Genomic DNA, 19152 nt, shown 5'->3' on the forward strand with positions numbered 1-19152 from the left:
AGGCATTCGTAGCCGACGACGCCGAGGGAGTAGACGTCGGAGGCGGCGGTGGCGTCTTCGCCGGAGGCTTGTTCGGGGGAGATGTATTGGGCGGTGCCCATGACCATGCCGGTTTTGGTGACGGGTGCGGCGTCGACGGCTTTGGCGATGCCGAAGTCGGTGATTTTCACTTGGCCGGTGGGGGTGATGAGGATGTTGCCGGGTTTGACGTCGCGGTGGACGAGGCCGGCGGTGTGGGCGACTTGGAGGGCGCGGCCGGTTTGTTCGAGGAGGTCGAGTGCTTGGGCCTGGCTGAGGTGGCCGAGGCGGCTGAGGACGGCGTTGAGGGGTTCGCCGTTGACCAGTTCCATGACGAGGTAGGCCAGGGGTGCGCCGCCGGCTTGGTCGGCGGTTTCGCCGTAGTCGTAGACGCCGGCGATGCCGGGGTGGTTGAGGGCGGCGGTGGTGCGGGCTTCGTTGCGGAAGCGGGCGAGGAATTCTTGGTCTTCGGAGAATTCGGCTTTGAGGACTTTGACTGCGACGCGGCGGTCGAGGCGGGTGTCCATGGCTTCCCAGACTTGGCCCATGCCGCCGGTGGCGATGAGCCGGAGGAGTTCGTAGCGGTCGGCGATCACGGTTCCGCGGCGCAAGGTCTGTACCTCCTGATCACGATCGTCGCTGTAGGCCCGCCCTCGCGACGGGCCGGGGTAGCGTCGCCGGGATGTTTCCGCCCACGGCGCACCCGGGCGTGCCTGGTCGAGGGGATATCGCCCCGAACGCCCGAATCGTTACGTCGTCGGATCGACGGTCGGCTCAGCTTGAGCGCAGCTTACGAAGCGGGGTGCCGTCGGAGTGTTCGGCGAGCGCGGCCCGCATCACTTCGTTGGTGTTCTGTCGGGATGACCTTCGCCTGAGTCAGTGGGACCCGACCACCCACATGAGCCCCTTCGAGCCCCGATCCCTGCAGGTAAGGACGGCGTCAGTCCGCTCCACGCGAAGCTTGGCGCCGACTTTCGTGCATTCCTTGCCTTCTGTATCCCACGTCGTGGTCGCCAGGGGCGGTGCGTCCTTGAGGACCCAGAGCCCATTCATTCCACCGCAGATCCACTTGCCGTCTGGAGAAACAGAGCCCGGGTTGCTACACGGGGTGTCCTCGTCAATCGTCTCCGTTGCGACAGTCGTCGTCGCGGTAGTGGTCCTCGTCGTGACTGGCGCCGTCGTGGTCGTCACCGCAGCCGTGGACGTTGTGGTCGTGGGTGTCACGCTGACGGTCACAGTCGGCGCCGTGGGTACCACCGTCGTAGAGCTCGCCATCGCAGCGGCTATCTCGTCCCCACCCGACCGGCTCACGTACACACCGAGTACCGTCGCCGCGACCGCCAGTACAGCCACGACCGCGGCGAGGATAGGTACCGTCCGCGACTTCCTCACAGGCGTGGCGGGTTCCACCTCTCCACGTAGCTGCGTATCCTCCGCGTTGGAATCCGACTGCGCGGGCCGAAGCTCCGTGACCGCGTCTGGTGCGATCTCTCGCTTCGGCACCGCTGGCACCACGATCGCACGGGTGTCACCGAGGTGTGCCTCGATCGCGGTCCGCAGCGCGTCACCGAACTCAGTGCAGGTCGGGTACCGATCGTCCGGGTTCTTCGCCAGGACCTTCGCGAAGACCTCGTCCAGCTGCTCGGGCAGCTGCGGTGCCACCTCGGTCACGGACGGCGGATCCTGCGTCAGGTGCGCGTTCATCAGCGAGGTGATCGACTTGCCGGTGTACGGCGGCCGCCCCGTGAGGAGGTGGAACGCGGTGCAGCCTAGGGAGTAGATGTCCGCTCGGTTGTCGACAAAGTCACCCTCGATCGCCTCTGGGCTGATGTACTGCATCGTCCCGACCGTGATCCCCGTGGAGGTCAGCGACGTCGCCTCACCCGCGGCCTTGGCGATGCCGAAGTCGGCGAGCTTCACCGCCTCCAACTCGGTCCCGTCCACGCCGAGCAGGATATTGGCGGGTTTGACGTCCCGGTGGGTGATGCGCTGCTTGCGCCACGCGTAGTCCAGCGCGGCACCGGCTCCGGTGATCAGCTCGAGGGCGACGGTGGGGTCCAGGGCGCCCTGTGCCTTGGCGAGTTCGCCTGCGTCGATGCCGTCGATGTACTCCATCGTGATCCAGAGCCGGTCCTCGAACTGGCCGCGGTCGTACAGCGTGACGATGTTCGGGTGGCTCAGCTGAGCGAGGAGATCGGCTTCCCGCAGGAACCGCGCCTTGAAGTCGTTGTTGCGCGACACGCCGGCATCGAGGAGCTTGAGCGCGTCTCGGCGCGGCAGCCGCGGGTGCTCGACCAGGAACACCTGCCCCATGCCGCCGGCACCGAGCTGGCGGACGATGCGGTAACCGGCGATCTCGGTGATGGACATGTCGGAATTGTGGCAGGTCGCCGACGCGGCTGGTCGGGGAGGGGATCACAGGTCAGAAGGTGTTTCGGCTAGGGAACGAAAGCGAACAGGTCGTGTCTGTCATCTTGCTCGAAGCCGCACCCAGCGCAGTTCCACTGCGCCAACCTCCGACTCACGCAATACGGACAACGGGGGCGGATGTGCAGCGAAGTAGGAGAGAGAACCTGGCACTCCGACGTTTCGACGAGGTTTGCCAACTCATTTTGTGCCTGCGCGGTGTCAGTCTCCAGCGTCCGTTGACCCCGTTTGAGCAGGGGCACCTCAAGTCATAGGATGCATAGAAGGAACAGCTTCGGGCAGATTGGCCTGACCTCGCATTTGGCCGAGAACATGCGCCGAACCCGACCGCATCCTCCGTGAGGCCCTCGAAGCAGTCAAGTTCAACACCAGAGCCTTCGAAGCCGAAATCGACATCGAAGAGGTCGAAGCCGAAGCAGCGCTTCCAGATCGACCCGATCGGATACCGCCGCAGAGGTCCGGCGGCTCTTGCGCGAGGGTTCGCTGGACGCGAGATCTACGTGACGCGAAGCATCCACGTTGTCGGTGGCGGATGGCCGGAGAGCGGACGGAGGCGGTACTGAAGAAGGCCTCGGCGCGGGGATCTGCGACTACATCTCATTCATTGCACCGTAGTCGCCGGAGTTCCAGGCCCGCGTGACATCCCGAAGCCGAGCTCGGTCGGCGGCGCGGCGGTGCTCGGGGCGGTGGTGCCAGTGGCACATCCAGCACGAGCACCAGTTCTGGTCTTCCTGGAACGGTTCCCAGCGGCACGCATCACCGCCGCGATCAGCCCAGCCGGGCACCAGGTCGGGCAGGTCGCACTCGCGGCCGGCGCAGCGGTGGACGGGGTGCGCGGAGACCTCACCACGCGCGATCCGGACGTGGAACGGGGCGTGGACATCGGTTCGAGACATGACGGTCCTTCGGAGTCGGGCAGCCCCGCTCGCGTCCGCGCCTGTCGCGGTGAGCGGGGCTACAGCGGCTCTCGAAGACCGCCGGCCGATGTCGATGTCATGGTGGGGACGCTACTCGTCTGCCTGGCGAGACTCGTCGTACATTTGCATAAAGTATCCGGTGCCACAGTAGGACTCCGGACCACGCCTCTCCCCATGCCCGAGGTCCCCCGCGAGCTCGAGGTGCAACAGGTCAGCTGCGCAGACGAGCGCAGCGATCGGCTTTCCTTCACGGAGGATCAGGATCCGATCGTAGGTCTCGGCAACGCGATCGACGAGGGCGCCGAGGCCACCGGCCACCTCGGCTTCGTCGACGTGGATCGTTCTGGCGATGGTCATGGCTGGGACGCTATCGCCAGGGTGCGACACGTTCTGGCCCTCACGCCGACCAGTGCGCGCGATCGCACCTGGCGTCAGGCAAACGTGGCGGCGCGGTCGATTCTGCTCGCCCGAACAGCCATCGCGAGCTCGACCGCGAGGACCAGCGCCGGAACGAGGTATGCCCAGGTGGGGACACTCGTCATCAGAAAGACGAGGAGAAGCGCGGGTACCGTGGTGGCGGTAGCGATAGTGCGGCTGATGGTCAGGCGGCAAGTATGCGGTGTCGGCGTGGGGTTAGTCCAGGTCACGGCCGAGGTCGTGGTCAAGGCTCAGCTCGTCGACCTGGGTGCCGGACTGCAGAACCAGGGCCTCGGCGCTGGTGCGAACGACGGTCCAGGTGGCGTCGGGCGGGTCGCAGAGCTCGTCGACGACGAGCTTCACTCTCGTCCTCATCCCGCATGTGTTTTGCGCGCGGTACGAAGGATCCTGATCTCGCGTAGCGGCTCCGGGATCGACTCGGCGCCGTCGGATCCGGATCTCACCTGCCGCCTCCCGTGCCCGGAGCTGCTCCTGCTCGTCGGCCGGCAGCGTCGCGACGTACTCGGCTGCGAAGGTCACGCTGCCGGGAACCCGGTCGAAGAAGCCCGGCGTCTCGGTCGGGTGCACGTCCGGGCAGTCCGCCATGCAGCAGCCGCAGCGGGTCCATTGGGCGAGCGTCGGGTCTCTTCGGGCTCCTCGCTGGCGGTGGATAGGTTCACGCAGTGCCCGTCGGGGGGAGTCGATGTGGTCGCGGCGGTCGCAGTCGCAGAGGTCAGGCATCTCGTGATCGTGGCACGAGAAACCGACAAGCGGCTACGGGATTTCGAGCGGCCGCGATCGTGACGCTGGCGATGCAGGCACGATCAACATGTGCGCCGCTGGAGTCACTCGATCTGCGCAGCGATGAAGGCGCGAGTGAACGGGTCAAACGTGAACGGCTGACCGGTGACATTGCCTCCGCTGGAGCTGGTATCGGTCAGCAGTGCCGGCCCGGGGGACAGCGCGTCCTCCCGGAGCTCCGCGGGCACCTCCCCGTTAACGTGCTTGATGAGTCCTTCACGGGTCGCGGGCTGTAGCGCGTTCCACCAAGCAGTCCGTCGTCGGGTTTCCGCCTCGATCCCGGCGACCACGGCAGGTGCCAATCGGAATCCTTCCGCGCCGCCACCGTGCGAGACGAAGTATGCATCACCAACGACCCCGCTTCGCTGGCTGAGGAGCTGCACCTGGTCGGCATCCAGGACACGGTGCGGCGCTCGGATCAGCGCGGTCTGCAGGTCGGGCGACAGTTGGTGAAACCACCCGGGAACGGATTCAGCCACAGAGTCGACGGTACCCGGCCTGCGGACGCTACCGCCACCGCAACTGTCACCTATCGGTGCAGCAGTCCCCCGCGTCAAGCTCTGCACAGGCTTGTCTCCGAGCGCCGTGATCGCCGGCCGGAGCGCGACGGCGTACGCGCTCATGGTGTTGGGGCGGACCGTGAGGGAGTCGAGGTAGGCGTCGACGGCTGACGCAGTGTCAGGCCGCTCGGCGCGGTGAACGTTCCCGCCGCTCGCTCGCCACGAACGGTTGCGTAGAAGTCGGTGGCCTCCTTGAGCGTCCGGAAGCGCTTGCGGGACTGCTGCCTTCTACCGGACGCACCCGCGGTCTCAACACGGACCTCGTAGCGGCGTCCGGACGGCAGCTCCACCACGCGGACGTAGTCGAGGATCTTGGCCGTGCACGGAAGGTAGAGCACTGCGTACGAGGTGCCACCCGAGGTCGCACGACGCGCCGATTTGGCGGGCCATCTGACACCCGATTCCCGGGCTGACGTGCCATGTCGTGTCATATCGTTGCGCTGGGAGGCTTGTACTTTCCGGGTACCGGCCTGCTTATCTCTGTCGGGATGACAGGATTTGAACCTGCGACCCTCCGCTCCCAAAGCGGATGCGCTACCAAGCTGCGCCACATCCCGTGATCGCGTGCGCGACCAGCTAGAGCGTACCCGCCGCGAGGACCCCGACTGCGCCCGCGTCGCTGTGAGCCCTCCGGCTCCGGCCCGGCTCGAACGGGCGGCCACCCTCACCGTCGCGGGAAGGTCGCGTCCTTACCGGGTAGACGCGACTTGGGCGGAGTCGACGTCGACGGTACGGAGATCCGTCGTCGCCGGCAATCGGTTTTCAGCGGTGCCGTGCAGTTCGACGAGGAGTGGTCCTGCCACGAGTCGCGGATGCTCAGACCTGACGTTCGCTAACGAATCCGTGCGCTTTGGCAAACTGATCTGATGACGAGAACACGCGGCGCGCTGTTGCTGGCCTCCCTGCTCGCCACGACGGCGCTGACCGTGGCGCTCGGCACCACGGACCCGTCGGCCCCACTCACCTACCCGAGTCGCTTCCTCATCTGGAACCTCTTCCTCGCGTGGATCCCGATGCTGTGCGCCATGGGCTTCTCAACGGTGCGCCGCCGTTGGGCGCTCGTGCCCCTCGGGTTCGCCTGGCTCGCCTTCCTGCCGAACTCGCCGTACCTCGTGACCGACCTCGTGCACCTCGGTGACGGTGAGAACATGTGGCGACACATCCTCCAGTACGGCTTCGCAGCGTGGACGGGCATCTTGCTGGGTGTGGTCTCGATGCTGCTGGTGCACCGCCGGTTACAGCGCGAGTTCGGCGCACGGTGGGGGTGGCTCACGGTCGTGCTGTCGGTGGGGCTGTGCGCGATCGGCGTGGTGATCGGTCGCTTCCAGCGCTGGAACTCCTGGGACCTCGTGACGAGGCCCGATGCCGTCGTCATCGCGACGCTCGACTGGGTGACCTCGCCGTTCTCCTACGTGCAGTCCACGGGCGTCGCAGCCGCGGTCGCGGCGTTCTTCGGACTCGCCTACCTGACCGTCTGGTCACTCACGCCGCCGGTCGCGGTCGCGACGGAGAGGACTCCGCAGCGCGCGTGAGCGGCGTACCGTCTACCTGGAGCGGCGCCAGGAGAACTCGGATGCCTCACGGTATGAGCGGGTCGCGCCCGGTCAGGAGCGCCGCGAGGACGTGCGCGTGGCTGATGTTTTCCGCTTTGGAGGCTGTTAGCAGGGTTACCGGCCCAGCATCGACACGGGCTTGCAGGCCCGCCAAGGCTGTGGCCGCGTCGGGTTCGGCGAGTTCTGCCCGGTATCGCTCGACGAACTCGGGGTACTTCGCGGGGTCGTGCTCGTACCATTTCCGCAGTTCCGTCGACGGCGAGACCGCCTTGCACCATTGCGCCAGGTCGGCGCGGTCCTTGCTGATCCCGCGCGGCCACAGCCGGTCTACGAGGATCCGCGCCCCGTCGCCCGCGGTCTCCGGCTCGTACACGCGCTTGACTATGACCGTCACCGTCGTCCTTTCCGCCGCACCGTAGCGCGCGAGCATCCGCGCGTCGCGCAGAACGCCCTCCAGCATGGCCGGCGTCAGCCGCCCGGTGAAGGTGTTGTGCTGGCTCACGTGGAAGCAGCCGAGAACGGTGAGTGCTCGGCCGTCGGGGTGGGTGACGTCGACCCGAGCGCCGTGCCCGAAGGCGGGCCGCGGTCTCGGTACCCGCCACCCGCCGTCGGCGAGGACCGCGAACAGCGACTGCCAGCCGAAGGCGCCGAGCACCACGGCCACCCGGAGGTCGGGGAGCAGCTCGAGCTCGCGGTCGAGGAAGGGGGCGCACGTCCGGCGTTCCGCCGGGGTGGGCTTGTTCGCGGGCGGTGCGCAACGCACGGGCGAGCTCATCCGGGTGCCGTGGAGTTCCATGCCGTCGTCGGCCGAGACGGCGTGTGACTGATTCGCCAGGCCGACGGCGTGGAGAGCGGCGAAGAGGACGTCGCCGCTCCGGTCGCCGGTGAACATCCGGCCGGTGCGGTTGGCGCCGTGCGCCGCGGGCGCGAGCCCGACGATGAGGATCCGCGCGTCCACCGGCCCGAACCCGGGCACCGGCCGACCCCAGTAGGTCTCGCCGGCGAAGGCCGCGCGCTTGACGCGTGCCACCTCCTCGCGCCACGCCACCAGGCGGGGACAGGCCCGGCACGAACAGATCAGGGCGTCGAGCTCGGGGACGGTCCGCGCCGTCCTCGCGGCCGACGGTGCCTCCTCCGGCACGGTCGCGCGGGGTCGCCTGGACATGGTCCGAGACTAGGCGGGAGGTGGGGATCCGTGCGCCGGATATGGACGAGGCCGGCGGCACCTGTAACGCGCCCCGGCCTCTGTTTCACTGAGCGGTTTACAGTCACGCTCACGAACTTGTTCGAAAGACTACCAGACGGCGCTCCTGTGTTCCAATCGGTTACTCCGGGGTCGGAAGGGCGTCAGAGCCGTGCGTACGTCTCGATGTCCTCCGAGAACTCGGCCGCCACGGCGGGCGATACGGTGGCTCGGGTGGCGGAGACGGCCGTCAGGTAGTCGGCGGTGCTCAGCTCCTCGGCGGGCGCGCCCGCTGAGTCGAGCGCCCGCGCCAGGGCGTCCTGCGAGGCGCGGCGGGCCGCGTACTCGATGTCGGCCGGCGTCATTCCGTCGCTCGCGGCGGTGAGTGCGGCGAGGTCGATCGCGCCGACCACGTGGTCCGGGATGTACCGGTTCCAGATCGCCGAGCGGGCGTCCGCATCCGGCAGGCCGATCGGCATGACGTAGTCGAAGCGGCCGTGCCGCAGGAAGGCGTCGTCGAGTGCGCGCACGAAGTTGGTGGCGCACACCAGGAGTCGGCCCTCCTGGTCGCGGAACTCCGCGACCTGCTTGAGCAGTTCGTTGGTCACGCCCTGGGTGGGTGACGGCGGATCGCCGCGCCGCCGCGACGCGATCTCCTCGACCTCGTCGATGAAGACCACCGCGTGCTCCAACGAGGCGATGGCCTCGAACGCCGAGCGCAGCGCGCCGGCGAGGCCGCCGGGCGAATCGGCGAGGCGCGAGGGGAAGAGCTCCACGAAGGGCCAGTCCAGGCGGGAGGCCACCGCCTTCGCGAAGGTGGTCTTCCCGGTCCCCGGCGGGCCGAAGAGCATCACCGCATGCGGCGGCATGACCCCGAAGCGTTCGGCCATGTCGGGGCGGGCGAGCGGGGTGACCAGTCGCTGCTCGAGCATCTCCTTCTCGCGCCGCATACCGCTCACGCGGTCCCACAGCTGTCGGGGGAGCAGCCGACCGCCCACCTCCTTGAGCAGGTCCAGCTCGCGCCGTTGCACGGGCATCGGCCGCTCCAGGTAGCGGACCGGATCCCGCACGACGAAGCCGTTCTTCGACAGGGCGGCCGACGCGTCGTCGTCCCCTGCCGTGAGTACGGACAACTTGCCCAGCCCGAGCGGCGCCATCCGCCGTTCGAGCGCGTCGAGGACGAGGCCCGCGACCGTCGGGTCGGTATCGGGGGCGACCTCGAAGAAGACGATCCAGCCCTGCGCGTGCGCGGCCCGGCCGACGGCCACCGCCACCACGCGATCGCCCTCCGTGGCGACCATGGCGTGGTCCTGCTGACACGAGGCGATGACCTCCGCCATCGAGTACACCGGCGGCGTTCCGCGGTGATAGGCGGCTTCCCAGAGCCGGACGATGGTGTCGAGATCGTCGTCGTGGAACTCGCGGATGTGGGCCGTCATGCAGGCAGTGTGGCACGCATCACAGATCCGCGCTCGCCGGTTCCGTGAGTGCGACCTTCCGGATCCACGCGGTCGCTGCGAGGGAGATGAGCGCAGTCGCGACCAGGTAGCCCGCCGCGGTCCAGGGCGCACCGTCGGCCCCGTGGATGAGGGCGGTCAGGATCAGGGGCGTCAGGCCCGAGGCGTAGATCCCGGAGAACTGGTACACGACGGACAGTCCGGTGTAGCGGACCTCGGTGGGGAACATGCTCGCGAAGAGGGTGCCCTGCGCGGCGTAGAACACTCCGTGGATCAGGCCGAAGACGACGACGAGCCCGACGGTGAACCACAGGATCGACGCGGTGCCGAACAGGGCGAACACCGGGAAGACGGCCAGGCCGTACAGCAGCACGCCCGTCCCGTACACCCGCGCCGGGCCGAACCGGTCCACGAGGATGCCCGCGAACGGGATCACGGCCGCCATGACCAGTGCGGCGGCGGTGACCGCGAGCAGCACGTCCACCTTCTTCATCGCGAGTGTCGCTGTGGCATAGGTGATGGCGAAGACGCCCCAGGTGTTGAACGCGCTGCCTTCGGCCCAGCGCGCCAGGCATCCCGCGACCGTCTTGCGGCGCAGACCGGGATCGGCGAGCAGTTGCCGGAGCGGTGTGCGCGTGGTGTCGAGCGTGGCGCGCGCCGTCAGGAAGGCCGGCGTCTCGTCCACCGCGAGACGCACGACGACACCTATGACCACCAGCACGATCGAGATCGCGAAGGCGATGCGCCAGCCGAACCGGAGGAACTGCTCGTCGTCGAAAACGGTTTGCAGCAGCGCGAAGACGGCCGTGCCCAGACCCAGTCCCAGTGCGAGACCGACCTGCGGGACGGCCCCGAACCGGCCCTTGCGCCCCTCGGGGGCGTGCTCGACCGCTAGGAGCACGGCCCCCGCCCACTCGCCGCCGAGGGCGAAGCCCTGAACGATGCGCAGGAGCAGCAACAGGATCGGCGCGAGAACCCCCACCTGCGCGGCAGTCGGTAGGGCGCCCATCAGCGCCGTCGCCACGCCCATGAGCAGCATCGTCAGCGCGAGCGTCTGTCGCCGCCCGATCCGATCGCCGATGTGCCCGAAGACGAGCCCGCCGATGGGCCGCATCACGAAGCCGACCGCGAAGGTCACGAAGCTGAGCATCGTGCCCACGAACGAACTCGTGTCCGGGAAGAAGAGCTTGGTGAAGACCAGCGACGCGGCGGTCGAGTAGAGGAAGAAGTCGTACCACTCCACGGTGGTGCCCAGCAGCGACGCCGCGATCACGCGCCGCAACTGGGAGCGGCTGGGGGCGGACGGTGCGGGCGCGGCGTCGACGGTGGCGGTACTCACCGACCGGAAACTATCGGCGCGGCCGGACCCTGTCACGGGTTGTACTCGCGGTGACCGCAACCGGCGTAGGGGGCGGTGGCTGCGCCGTCCAGGCGGTCAGCCCAGCAGCTTCCGGCGATCCGAGTGGAAGAAGGTGACCAGGGTGGTGATACCGCACAGGATTCCGGCCACGAGGATGACCTGCGGCCCGGTGCCGAAGGAGCCGATGACGCCGCCGACAGCGGCGCCGAGCACGAAGCCCGCGTAGACCAGCGCGTAGCCGAGCCAGTCGTAGACGGTGCCGTTGCCCGTGGCGTGACGCTCGATGCCCTGGCCGAGTTTGACGAGTGTGCCCGTGACGTACGACAGCGGTACCGAGACCTCGCCGTTCTTCGTGAACGAGGTGTTCAGCGCGCCCAGGGAGAACGTGATGATCAGGATGGGGATGAACCGCACCTCCGGCTCGGCGAACCCGTCCAGGACGAAGTCCGTCGCGGAGGCGACGAGCAGGCCCGCGGTGGTGAGCACAGTCGGCCCATGGGGATGTCCGTGCCAGAAGTACCGGCGGCAGATCGAGGCGACCACCACGCCGACCACGAAGGCCACGATCAGGGCGGTCGCGGCGAACGCGCTCGCGCCGGCGATCTGCTGCGCGTCCGAGGCCTTGAACCAGGTCAGGACCGCGCGTTCGGTGTTGCCGGTCATGAAGGTCACGAAGTAGCCGGCGGAGTGGAGGAAGGCGACGGCGCCGACCATGCCCGCGAGCCCGGCGAGAAGCCAGGACAGGCGTGCGTCGGTGCCGATGGCGGTCTCGCGGGAGACGACCGGGCGGGGCTCGTGCTGGGTGGGCTGGGGCTCCGTCGTAGGGGTCATTACCCATGGTTACCGGTTCTCCGGTTACTTTGCAGGGCTCGCGACTCGACTCACATCCCGTGCGACATGGGGGTCCGCTCACGCCGTCCGTCGCGGGAGACCGCCGTCACTCGGGTGCTGGGTCGGAGGCGAGGAAGTCCCGCTGGAAGACACCCATCAGGCGTGCATCACGGTACGAGCCGTTCGAGAAGAACTCCTCGCGGAGGAGGCCCTCCTGGACGAAGCCGATCTTCTCGTAGATGTGCGCGGCCTTCTCGTTCGCGATGTCGACGTAGAGATAGACCTTGTGGAGGTTCAGGATCCGGAAGGCGTAGTCCAGCGCTTTGCGCGTGGCGGTACCGGCGTAGCCGCGCCCCTGTGCCGCCGGGGCGACGATGATCTGGAACTCGCAGTTGCGGTGGATGAAATTGATCTCGACCAGCTCGACGAGGCCCACCGGGATGCCGTCGGTCTCGATGATGAAGCGGCGCTCCCGCTCGTCGTGGACGTGCCGTTCGTAGATGTCCTCGAGTTCGGCCAGTGCGTCGAAGGGCTCCTCGAACCAGTAGGACATCACCGCCCGGTCGTTGAACAGGCCGTGCACGAACCGCAGGTCCGTCCGCTCCATCGCGCGCAACGTCAGTTCCACCGTTCCAGGGTAGGACGATCGCGTCCCGGGGGTGCCGTGATCGCCGGCGATCCGGCGTCCGGTGGGGGAACCGGTGCCGCGTAGGGGGTAGCCGAGCGCGGTCGGCGTGCCGTGGGGGAATCGGCTTGCGGCGGGGGAGAGCTGGCGCCTGGTGGGGGATTGGGCGCCGCGTGGGGGACGGCCGAGCCCCCACGCGGCGACCGGCTTCCGGTGGGGGAGCGAACGTCAGTGCCGCGGATCGGCGCCGCGAGGGGGACGACTTCCGCGGGTGGCGGCGCTGGCTGGTTCCTCGTGCGCGACGGGGCCGGCCGGCTCCCCGGGTGCGCGACGGGGCCTCCGACTCCCGGCGCGCACGCCGCGGCGAGACCCGAACCGGCGCAGCTACGCAGCGAGCCCGATGCCCAGGAGGACCACCGCGAGCAGCGGCGCGGCCCCTTGGATCGTTGCGGCGCGCAGCTTGGTCCGATCCGAGAGGGCGAGGACGAGGGCCGCCGCGAGCATCGATCCGACGCCCACGAGCACCAGCGTCGCGCCGACCGCGCGCTGCGGACCGAAGAGCACCAGTCCCACGAACACCGCGATCGCGAGGAAGAGGTTGTAGAAGCCCTGGTTGAAGGCGAGCGGCCTGGTGATCTCCGCCGTCTCCTCGGTGGTGCCGAAGGCGGCGCGGGCGCGCGGCGAGGTCCACGCGATCGACTCCAGGTAGAAGATGAAGCAGTGCAGCAGCGCCGCCGCGACGGCGAGAACGAGTCCGGCGAGGATCATGCGCTCATCATGGCCGATCGTCGCCGGTCCGGCAGCCGCCCGGCCTGAGGTCGCCCGACACCGTCGCGTAGGATCGTCCGAGTGCCGTGGGCCCGACGTCGGTCCCGTGCTGCCCGCAGGAAGCCACACATGACGAGGTTCTCCTGCTGATACCAACCCGAGGAGAACGAGTGAAGAGCACCGTCGAGCAGCTGAGCCCGACTCGCGTCCGCCTGAGCGTCGAGGTTCCCTTCGACGAGCTCGCGCCCGATTTCGAGCGCGCCTACCAGACGCTCGCGCAGCAGGTCAACATCCCCGGCTTCCGCAAGGGCAAGGCCCCCGCGAAGCTGATCGAGGCGCGTGTCGGCCGCGACGCGGTGCTCTCGCAGGTCATCAACGACGCGCTGCCCGGCAAGTACAGCCAGGCCGTCCTGGATTCCGAGGTCAAGGCCCTGGGCCAGCCCGAGATCGACATCGAGAAGCTCGAGTACGGCGAGACCTTCTCGTTCACCGCCGAGGTCGACGTGCGCCCCGAGATCACGCTGCCCGAGTACTCGGCCATCGAGGTCGAGGTCCCGTCGCTCGAGGTCACCGACGCCGACGTCGACGAGCAGATCGAGGGGCTGCGCGCCCGCTTCGGCACGCTCAAGGGTGTCGACCGCGCCGTCGAGACCGGCGACTTCATCACCATCGACCTGTCGGCCACCGTCGACGGCAAGGACGTCGAGGACGCCAAGACCACCGGCCTCTCGCACGAGGTCGGCTCCGGCACGCTGATCGACGGTCTCGACGAGGCCGTCGTGGGCCTGAAGTCCGGCGAGTCGAAGCAGTTCACCACCACGCTGGTGGCCGGCGAGTTCGCGGGCCAGGAGGCCGAGGTCACCGTCGTCGTGGATTCCGTCAAGGAGCGCGAGCTACCCGAGCTGGACGACGAGTTCGCCCAGCTGGCGAGCGAGTTCGACACCGTCGAGGAGCTGCGCGCCGACCTGCGTGAGCGGGTCGAGCAGAACAAGAAGCTCGGCCAGGCCGCGGACATCCGCGACGCCGTCCTCGAGAAGCTGCTCGAGGCCGTCGAGGTCCCGCTGCCCGAGGCCGTCGTCAAGGAGCAGGCCGACGCCAACGTGCACGACGTCCTGCACCAGGTGGGCCACAACGAGGAGCTGCTCGAGACCGCGCTCAAGGCGCAGGGCACCACGCGCGAGGAGTTCGAGTCCCAGGCGCGCGAGTCCGCCGAGAAGCAGGTCAAGGTGCAGCTGCTGCTCGATGCGATCGCCGACGCGCAGGACGTGCAGGTCGACCAGCAGGAGCTGCAGGAGCACATCCTGTTCCAGTCGCAGCGCTACGGCGTGCAGCCGGCCGAGTTCATCCAGCAGATCCAGCAGGCCGGCCAGCTGCCCGCCCTGTTCCAGGAGGTCCGCCGCGGCAAGGGCCTGGCGGACGTGGTGCTCGAGGTGACGGTCAAGGACGCGGACGGCAACGCCGTCGACACCAAGGCGCTGTTCGACCGTGAGAACGCGGGCGAGGAGCTCGCCGAGGAGGCCGCAGCCGAGCAGGACGTGGTCGCCGAGGCCGAGGAGATCGCCGCCGAGGCCGACGAGAAGTAGGACCCCGCGGAGCGCCCCGCAGCCGGATCGGCTGCGGGGCGTTTCTGCCCTCAGCGGAGCCGGGCGTGCCGGGGGACGGTTCGGTCGGCACCGTTCGTTACTGTCGATGTCAGCAAAGAAAGGCAGGGAGCAGCGGATGAACTCCAACCCCACCATGCGGGCCGGAATTGCCGGCCTGAACCTCAATGATTCGGTGTACAGCCGTCTCCTGGAGTCGCGGATCATCTTCCTCGGCAGCGAGGTGAACGACGACATCGCGAATCAGCTCTGCGCGCAGATGCTGCTGCTGTCCGCGGAGGATCCGACCAAGGACATCAACCTCTACATCAACTCGCCCGGCGGCAGCATCTCCGCGGGCATGGCGATCTTCGACACCATGGAGTTCGTCGAGTGCGACGTCGCGACCTACGCGATGGGCATGGCGGCCTCGATGGGCGAGTTCCTTCTCGCCGCGGGCACGAAGGGCAAGCGCTACGCGCTGCCGCACGCGCGCATCATGATGCACCAGCCGTCGGCCGGCATCGGTGGCACGGCCGCCGACATCGCCATCCAGGCCGAGCTCTTCCGGAACACCAAGGTCGAGATGAATCGCCTCAATGCGCAGTTCACCGGTCAGCCGATCGAGAAGATCGAGGCCGACGCGGATCGCGACAAGTGGTTCACCGCCGAGCAGGCCCGGGACTACGGCTTCGTCGACCACGTGGTCAGCCGCGCGAGCTCCGTCAAGTAGCGAGAGGACATTTTCCATGACTGAGGGTTACCCCACCACGATGTCGGCTCAGGGCCTGCACGTCCCCGCCACCGGCCGCTACGACGTCCCGTCGTTCATCGAGCGCGCGGCGAACGGCAACGAGCGCGTCACGAACCCGTACTCCAAGCTCTTCGACGAGCGCATCATCTTCCTCAAGAACCAGATCGACGAGGTCTCGGCCAACGATGTGATGGCGCAGATCCTCGTGCTCGAGTCGCAGGACCCGGACCGGGACATCACGATCTACATCAACTCGCCCGGTGGCAGCCTCTACGACGCGCTCGGCATCTACGACACGATGCAGTACGTCCACTGTGACGTCGCGACCGTGGTGCTCGGTACCGCCGCCTCGGCCGCGGCGATCCTGCTGGCCGGCGGCACCCCGGGCAAGCGCGCCGCGCTGCCCAACTCGACGGTGCTGATCCACCAGCCGCGCACGGGCGGTTCGATGCGCGGCCAGGTCTCCGACCTCGAGATCCAGGCCGCCGAGATGGAGCGTGCGCGCAACCGCCTCGACGAGATCCTGGCGAGCCACACCGGCCAGACCGTGGAGAAGATCCGCAAGGACACCGATCGCGACAACATTCTCACGGCCGACCAGGCCAAGGAGTACGGCATCGTCGACACGGTGTTCCCGTACCGCAAGGCCTCGGCCAAGTAGGAACGACAGCAGTGCGCCGGGGGTCGCGACACGCCGCGTGAGCGGGTTCCGTGGCCCTCGGTGGCGGCTGCAGCAAGCTATTCATATCGGTCGCCGGGACAGAAGTTCGCGGGTACCGTCGTACACAGACGCCACCCGCTGAGCAACCGGGCGGGCCAGTCATCGGCAAGGGAAGTGGGCACAGGGCATGGCACGGATCGGGGACGGCGCAGACCTGTTGAAGTGCTCTTTCTGCGGGAAGAGTCAGAAGCAGGTCAAGAAGCTGATCGCGGGCCCCGGCGTGTACATCTGCGACGAGTGCATCGACCTCTGCAACGAGATCATCGAAGAGGAACTGGCCGAGACCAGTGACGTGAAGCTGGACGAGCTGCCCAAGCCCGTCGAGATCCGGGACTTCCTGGACAACTACGTCATCGGGCAGGACTCCGCCAAGCGCAACCTCGCGGTGGCCGTCTACAACCACTACAAGCGCATCCAGGCAGGCGAACGCAAGGACGCCCGCGGGGACAGCGTCGAGCTGGCGAAGTCGAACATCCTCATGCTCGGCCCCACCGGTTGCGGCAAGACCTACCTCGCGCAGACCCTGGCGAAGATGCTCAACGTCCCCTTCGCCATCGCCGACGCCACGGCCCTCACCGAGGCCGGCTACGTGGGTGAGGACGTCGAGAACATCTTGCTCAAGCTGATCCAGGCCGCGGACTACGACGTCAAGCGCGCCGAGACCGGCATCATCTACATCGACGAGGTCGACAAGATCGCCCGCAAGAGCGAGAACCCGTCGATCACCCGCGACGTCTCGGGCGAGGGCGTGCAGCAGGCCCTGCTGAAGATCCTCGAGGGGACGCAGGCCAGCGTGCCGCCGCAGGGCGGCCGCAAGCACCCGCATCAGGAGTTCATCCAGATCGACACGACGAACGTGCTGTTCATCGTGGCCGGCGCGTTCGCCGGGCTGGAGAAGGTCGTGGGGGACCGGATCGGCAAGCGCGGGCTGGGCTTCGGCAACGAGGTGCGCTCCAAGGCGGAGGTCGACACCGTCGATCACTTCGCCGACGTGCTGCCCGAGGATCTGATCAAGTTCGGCCTCATCCCCGAGTTCATCGGCCGCCTGCCCGTGATCGCCTCCGTCTCGAACCTCGACAAGGAGTCGCTGGTCTCGATCCTCTCGGAGCCGAAGAACGCGCTCGTCAAGCAGTATCAGCGCCTGTTCGAGATGGACGGCGTGGAGCTGGAGTTCGACGACGATGCGCTCGGCGCGATCGCCGACCAGGCCATCCACCGCGGCACCGGTGCCCGCGGCCTGCGCGCCATCATGGAGGAAGTGCTCAACCCCGTCATGTTCGACATCCCGTCGCGGGACGACGTGGCGAAGGTCGTCGTCACGGGGGAGACGGTGCGCGACAACGTGCTTCCGACCATCGTGCCCCGCAAGCACTCCCGCGGCGAGCGTCGCGAGAAGAGCGCGTAGGAGAGATCCTTCCGCGAAGCCCGGGCCGTCTGGTCCGGGCTTCGTCGTTCCGGCGGGCGGCGGGGCCGGGTGCCACGACTTCTCGGGTCCGATGGTGCCTCAGTCCCGCTGAGCGGCCTGGGCCTGGGCGACTGCGCCGTCGAGCACCGCGGCGAGCGTGGCGAGGCCGGTGACCGACCCCTGGGGCGCTCGGTACCAGTCCAGCGGGGCGGTCACGCCGCCGCCCCAGGTGGCGAGCCAGGTCCGGAGATCGCCGAAGGCGTGGGTGTAGGGGATGGCCCGCTCGAACAGCACCTCCCGCTCCGCGTCCGGCAGCCCGCTGACGTTCGTCGCGATCAGGTACTGGCGCATCCCGCCCAGCCCCGCCGCGAGCCGGCTTCCCGCCGCGGTGCGCTGCGGCCGCAGGAGCACCGCCGCCACCAGCCCCGTACCGAGGACGAGCGCCGCGGCGGCGTACAGCACCCCGGCGTCGAGGAACGCGCAGACCACCGTCGCGAGCGCGGCTCCCGCCGTCACGGCGATCGCGGGGACGAGCAGCGGGCCGCGGCCCGCGCGGAGCCAACCGCGTTCGACGGTGCCGGCCCGCACGTCCGCACGGACCTGCGCGAGATCGAGCGGCTGTGCGCCGCCAGTCAGCTCGGAGACCGTGGTGGTCTCGGCACCGCCCGGTAGCAGGGCCTCGACCACCGCGCGCTCTGCGGGCGTGACCGCACCGTCGAGCGGAGCGCGGCGCGAGATCTGGAAGTCGCCGCCGGACAGGGCGGCGAGCCAGAGGTATCCGCGCACCGCGAGGTCGAGCACCGTCGCGCCGACGTCGGTGGGGCGCAGCCGCCCCTCCAGAAGCGTGCCGACCTGTCCGGGGAGGACACCGTCGGGCGAGGCGAAGGCGAGTTCGCCGTCGGCGTCCGGGACCAGCAGGTCGGCCGTCGCGCCCGCGGACGCGGCCGCGGCGGCGTCCGAGCGGCGACGGACGTATCCGGAGCCGGCGAGCGCGACGGCCAGCACGACTGCCACGGACATCGCGATCAGGCCGGCCGTATCCCGTTCCGGTGCGGCGGCGGGTGTCGCGGTGAACCGAGCATCGGCGGCGACGGTGCCCGCGGGCAGCAGTGTGGTGAACACCGCGACCTTGCCCCGCGGCAGTCCGTTCTGCTGCGCGGTGACGGTGCCGGAGGCGTCCGTCTGGGTGAGCGTGCACATCCGCCGCTCGCCCACCTGCCCCAATCCGCAGAGCGGCGAATCCGGCGTGGCGGTGGGGGAGCTGAAGCGCATCGTGACCGTATCCAGGTCGACGGTGTAGCCGGCAGCGATCGGCCAGGTGAACTGTTGCAGATCAGGGCCGTTCGCGACGGTCCCGCGCACGGTGAACGTGACCCGGGTGACCCCGCCGGGGGAGGTCGCCTGCAGCGCGCCGTCGGCGACCGCGACGGTGCCGTTCTCCGCCTTCGCGTCCCCGACCGTGTAGTGCTGGGTGCGGTTGCCCTCGACCGGCACGTCGAGGGGCAGCCGCTGGGATACCGGCTTGCCCTGCGGTGCGGTGATCGTCGTGGCCACCGCGAGCGACCCGTCCGGCTTCAGGTCGAGAGTGGTCTCCACGCTGACCCCGCTCGGAGTGGCGGCGGCGGGTCCGGAGCCGGCGAACAGGACGGCGAGGGCGATCGCCGCGAGTAGTGCCGACCAGCGTGCGCATCGCCGCCGTGATTCCCCCGGGTCCCGCCTGCCCTCCCACATGCCTGGGTACAGTAATCGACATCGGGGACTGCAGGGGGAGCACA

General features: G+C 68.7%; 18 protein-coding genes, 1 tRNA gene and 1 pseudogene. 5 read left to right on the forward strand and 15 right to left on the reverse strand.

The window, feature by feature from the left end; all coding sequences use genetic code 11:
* The 7 genes from AC21LY_RS19740 to AC21LY_RS19770 all read right to left on the reverse strand — a co-directional run.
* Positions 1–566 (reverse strand): serine/threonine-protein kinase (locus AC21LY_RS19740; RefSeq protein ID WP_489048454.1); only part of this gene is annotated, 566 nt, incomplete at its 3' end.
* Between the two features lie 328 nt (positions 567–894).
* A complete protein-coding gene (locus AC21LY_RS19745) occupies positions 895–2388 on the reverse strand; it encodes a serine/threonine protein kinase (RefSeq protein ID WP_489048271.1) in 1494 nt (497 codons plus the stop codon).
* A gap of 647 nt (positions 2389–3035) precedes the next feature.
* On the reverse strand, positions 3036–3341 hold the full coding sequence (locus AC21LY_RS19750; RefSeq protein ID WP_489048272.1) for a hypothetical protein: 306 nt from the start codon (positions 3339–3341) through the stop codon (positions 3036–3038).
* A 111-nt stretch (positions 3342–3452) separates the two neighbouring features.
* The gene (locus AC21LY_RS19755; protein WP_489048273.1) at positions 3453–3719 is read right to left on the reverse strand and encodes a hypothetical protein; all 267 of its coding nucleotides are present in this window, start codon (positions 3717–3719) and stop codon (positions 3453–3455) included.
* Positions 3720–3995: 276 nt separating this feature from the next.
* On the reverse strand, positions 3996–4154 hold the full coding sequence (locus tag AC21LY_RS19760; RefSeq protein ID WP_489048274.1) for a cyclic-phosphate processing receiver domain-containing protein: 159 nt from the start codon (positions 4152–4154) through the stop codon (positions 3996–3998).
* 470 nt (positions 4155–4624) lie between these two features.
* Positions 4625–5059: a hypothetical protein gene (locus AC21LY_RS19765; protein ID WP_489048275.1), complete on the reverse strand. Its 435-nt coding sequence runs from the start codon at positions 5057–5059 to the stop codon at positions 4625–4627.
* A gap of 564 nt (positions 5060–5623) precedes the next feature.
* Positions 5624–5697 (reverse strand) — tRNA-Pro (locus tag AC21LY_RS19770).
* A 309-nt stretch (positions 5698–6006) separates the two neighbouring features.
* On the opposite strand from AC21LY_RS19770, the gene AC21LY_RS19775 reads away from it, so the two are divergent.
* On the forward strand, positions 6007–6672 hold the full coding sequence (locus AC21LY_RS19775) for a DUF1361 domain-containing protein (protein ID WP_489048276.1): 666 nt from the start codon (positions 6007–6009) through the stop codon (positions 6670–6672).
* Between the two features lie 46 nt (positions 6673–6718).
* On the opposite strand, the gene AC21LY_RS19780 is transcribed toward AC21LY_RS19775, so the two are convergent.
* The 7 genes and pseudogenes from AC21LY_RS19780 to AC21LY_RS19810 form a co-directional block, all read right to left on the reverse strand.
* Positions 6719–7123, reverse strand: coding sequence for a DUF488 domain-containing protein (locus tag AC21LY_RS19780; protein WP_489048455.1), 405 nt, complete (start codon positions 7121–7123; stop codon positions 6719–6721).
* Positions 7115–7858, reverse strand: a pseudogene (locus tag AC21LY_RS19785) (uracil-DNA glycosylase); the annotation flags it as partial. The pseudogene AC21LY_RS19785 and the gene AC21LY_RS19780, both read right to left, overlap by 9 nt.
* Before the next feature lie 182 nt (positions 7859–8040).
* Positions 8041–9315: an ATP-binding protein gene (locus AC21LY_RS19790; RefSeq protein ID WP_489048277.1), complete on the reverse strand. Its 1275-nt coding sequence runs from the start codon at positions 9313–9315 to the stop codon at positions 8041–8043.
* Between the two features lie 19 nt (positions 9316–9334).
* A complete protein-coding gene (locus tag AC21LY_RS19795; RefSeq protein WP_489048278.1) occupies positions 9335–10672 on the reverse strand; it encodes an MFS transporter in 1338 nt (445 codons plus the stop codon).
* A 96-nt stretch (positions 10673–10768) separates the two neighbouring features.
* Positions 10769–11524 carry a YoaK family protein gene (locus tag AC21LY_RS19800; RefSeq protein ID WP_489048279.1) on the reverse strand — a complete coding sequence of 252 codons (756 nt, stop codon included), beginning with the start codon at positions 11522–11524 and terminating at the stop codon, positions 10769–10771.
* Between the two features lie 106 nt (positions 11525–11630).
* Complete coding sequence (speG, locus tag AC21LY_RS19805; RefSeq protein WP_489048280.1) at positions 11631–12152, reverse strand: spermidine N1-acetyltransferase; 522 nt, start codon at positions 12150–12152, stop codon at positions 11631–11633.
* A gap of 381 nt (positions 12153–12533) precedes the next feature.
* Positions 12534–12917: a DUF1304 domain-containing protein gene (locus tag AC21LY_RS19810; RefSeq protein ID WP_489048281.1), complete on the reverse strand. Its 384-nt coding sequence runs from the start codon at positions 12915–12917 to the stop codon at positions 12534–12536.
* Between the two features lie 170 nt (positions 12918–13087).
* Between AC21LY_RS19810 and tig the strand changes: the two genes are divergently transcribed.
* From tig to clpX, 4 genes are all read left to right on the forward strand, one after another.
* A complete protein-coding gene (tig, locus tag AC21LY_RS19815) occupies positions 13088–14500 on the forward strand; it encodes a trigger factor (protein WP_489048282.1) in 1413 nt (470 codons plus the stop codon).
* A gap of 136 nt (positions 14501–14636) precedes the next feature.
* A complete protein-coding gene (locus AC21LY_RS19820) occupies positions 14637–15230 on the forward strand; it encodes an ATP-dependent Clp protease proteolytic subunit (protein ID WP_068535762.1) in 594 nt (197 codons plus the stop codon).
* Between the two features lie 16 nt (positions 15231–15246).
* Positions 15247–15912 (forward strand): ATP-dependent Clp protease proteolytic subunit, encoded by a 666-nt coding sequence (locus AC21LY_RS19825; RefSeq protein WP_146488972.1) that lies wholly within the window; start codon positions 15247–15249, stop codon positions 15910–15912.
* Between the two features lie 187 nt (positions 15913–16099).
* Complete coding sequence (clpX, locus tag AC21LY_RS19830; protein WP_489048283.1) at positions 16100–17377, forward strand: ATP-dependent Clp protease ATP-binding subunit ClpX; 1278 nt, start codon at positions 16100–16102, stop codon at positions 17375–17377.
* 99 nt (positions 17378–17476) lie between these two features.
* On the opposite strand, the gene AC21LY_RS19835 is transcribed toward clpX, so the two are convergent.
* A complete protein-coding gene (locus AC21LY_RS19835; protein WP_489048284.1) occupies positions 17477–19108 on the reverse strand; it encodes a DUF2207 family protein in 1632 nt (543 codons plus the stop codon).
* Positions 19109–19152: the final 44 nt, after the last annotated feature.

It is taken from the genome of Tsukamurella sp. II2bb (assembly GCF_057815145.1).

Coding starts and splice junctions, on each gene's coding strand:
- AC21LY_RS19790 (WP_489048277.1), bottom strand. CDS start 9,315: ATGACGGCCCACATCCGCGAGTTCCACGACGACGATCTCGACACCATC.
- AC21LY_RS19745 (WP_489048271.1), bottom strand. CDS start 2,388: ATGTCCATCACCGAGATCGCCGGTTACCGCATCGTCCGCCAGCTCGGT.
- AC21LY_RS19810 (WP_489048281.1), bottom strand. CDS start 12,917: ATGATCCTCGCCGGACTCGTTCTCGCCGTCGCGGCGGCGCTGCTGCAC.
- AC21LY_RS19780 (WP_489048455.1), bottom strand. CDS start 7,123: ATGCTCGCGCGCTACGGTGCGGCGGAAAGGACGACGGTGACGGTCATA.
- AC21LY_RS19800 (WP_489048279.1), bottom strand. CDS start 11,524: ATGACCCCTACGACGGAGCCCCAGCCCACCCAGCACGAGCCCCGCCCG.
- AC21LY_RS19835 (WP_489048284.1), bottom strand. CDS start 19,108: ATGTGGGAGGGCAGGCGGGACCCGGGGGAATCACGGCGGCGATGCGCA.
- AC21LY_RS19750 (WP_489048272.1), bottom strand. CDS start 3,341: ATGTCTCGAACCGATGTCCACGCCCCGTTCCACGTCCGGATCGCGCGT.
- AC21LY_RS19820 (WP_068535762.1), top strand. CDS start 14,637: ATGAACTCCAACCCCACCATGCGGGCCGGAATTGCCGGCCTGAACCTC.
- AC21LY_RS19775 (WP_489048276.1), top strand. CDS start 6,007: ATGACGAGAACACGCGGCGCGCTGTTGCTGGCCTCCCTGCTCGCCACG.
- clpX (WP_489048283.1), top strand. CDS start 16,100: ATGGCACGGATCGGGGACGGCGCAGACCTGTTGAAGTGCTCTTTCTGC.
- AC21LY_RS19825 (WP_146488972.1), top strand. CDS start 15,247: ATGACTGAGGGTTACCCCACCACGATGTCGGCTCAGGGCCTGCACGTC.
- AC21LY_RS19760 (WP_489048274.1), bottom strand. CDS start 4,154: ATGAGGACGAGAGTGAAGCTCGTCGTCGACGAGCTCTGCGACCCGCCC.
- AC21LY_RS19755 (WP_489048273.1), bottom strand. CDS start 3,719: ATGACCATCGCCAGAACGATCCACGTCGACGAAGCCGAGGTGGCCGGT.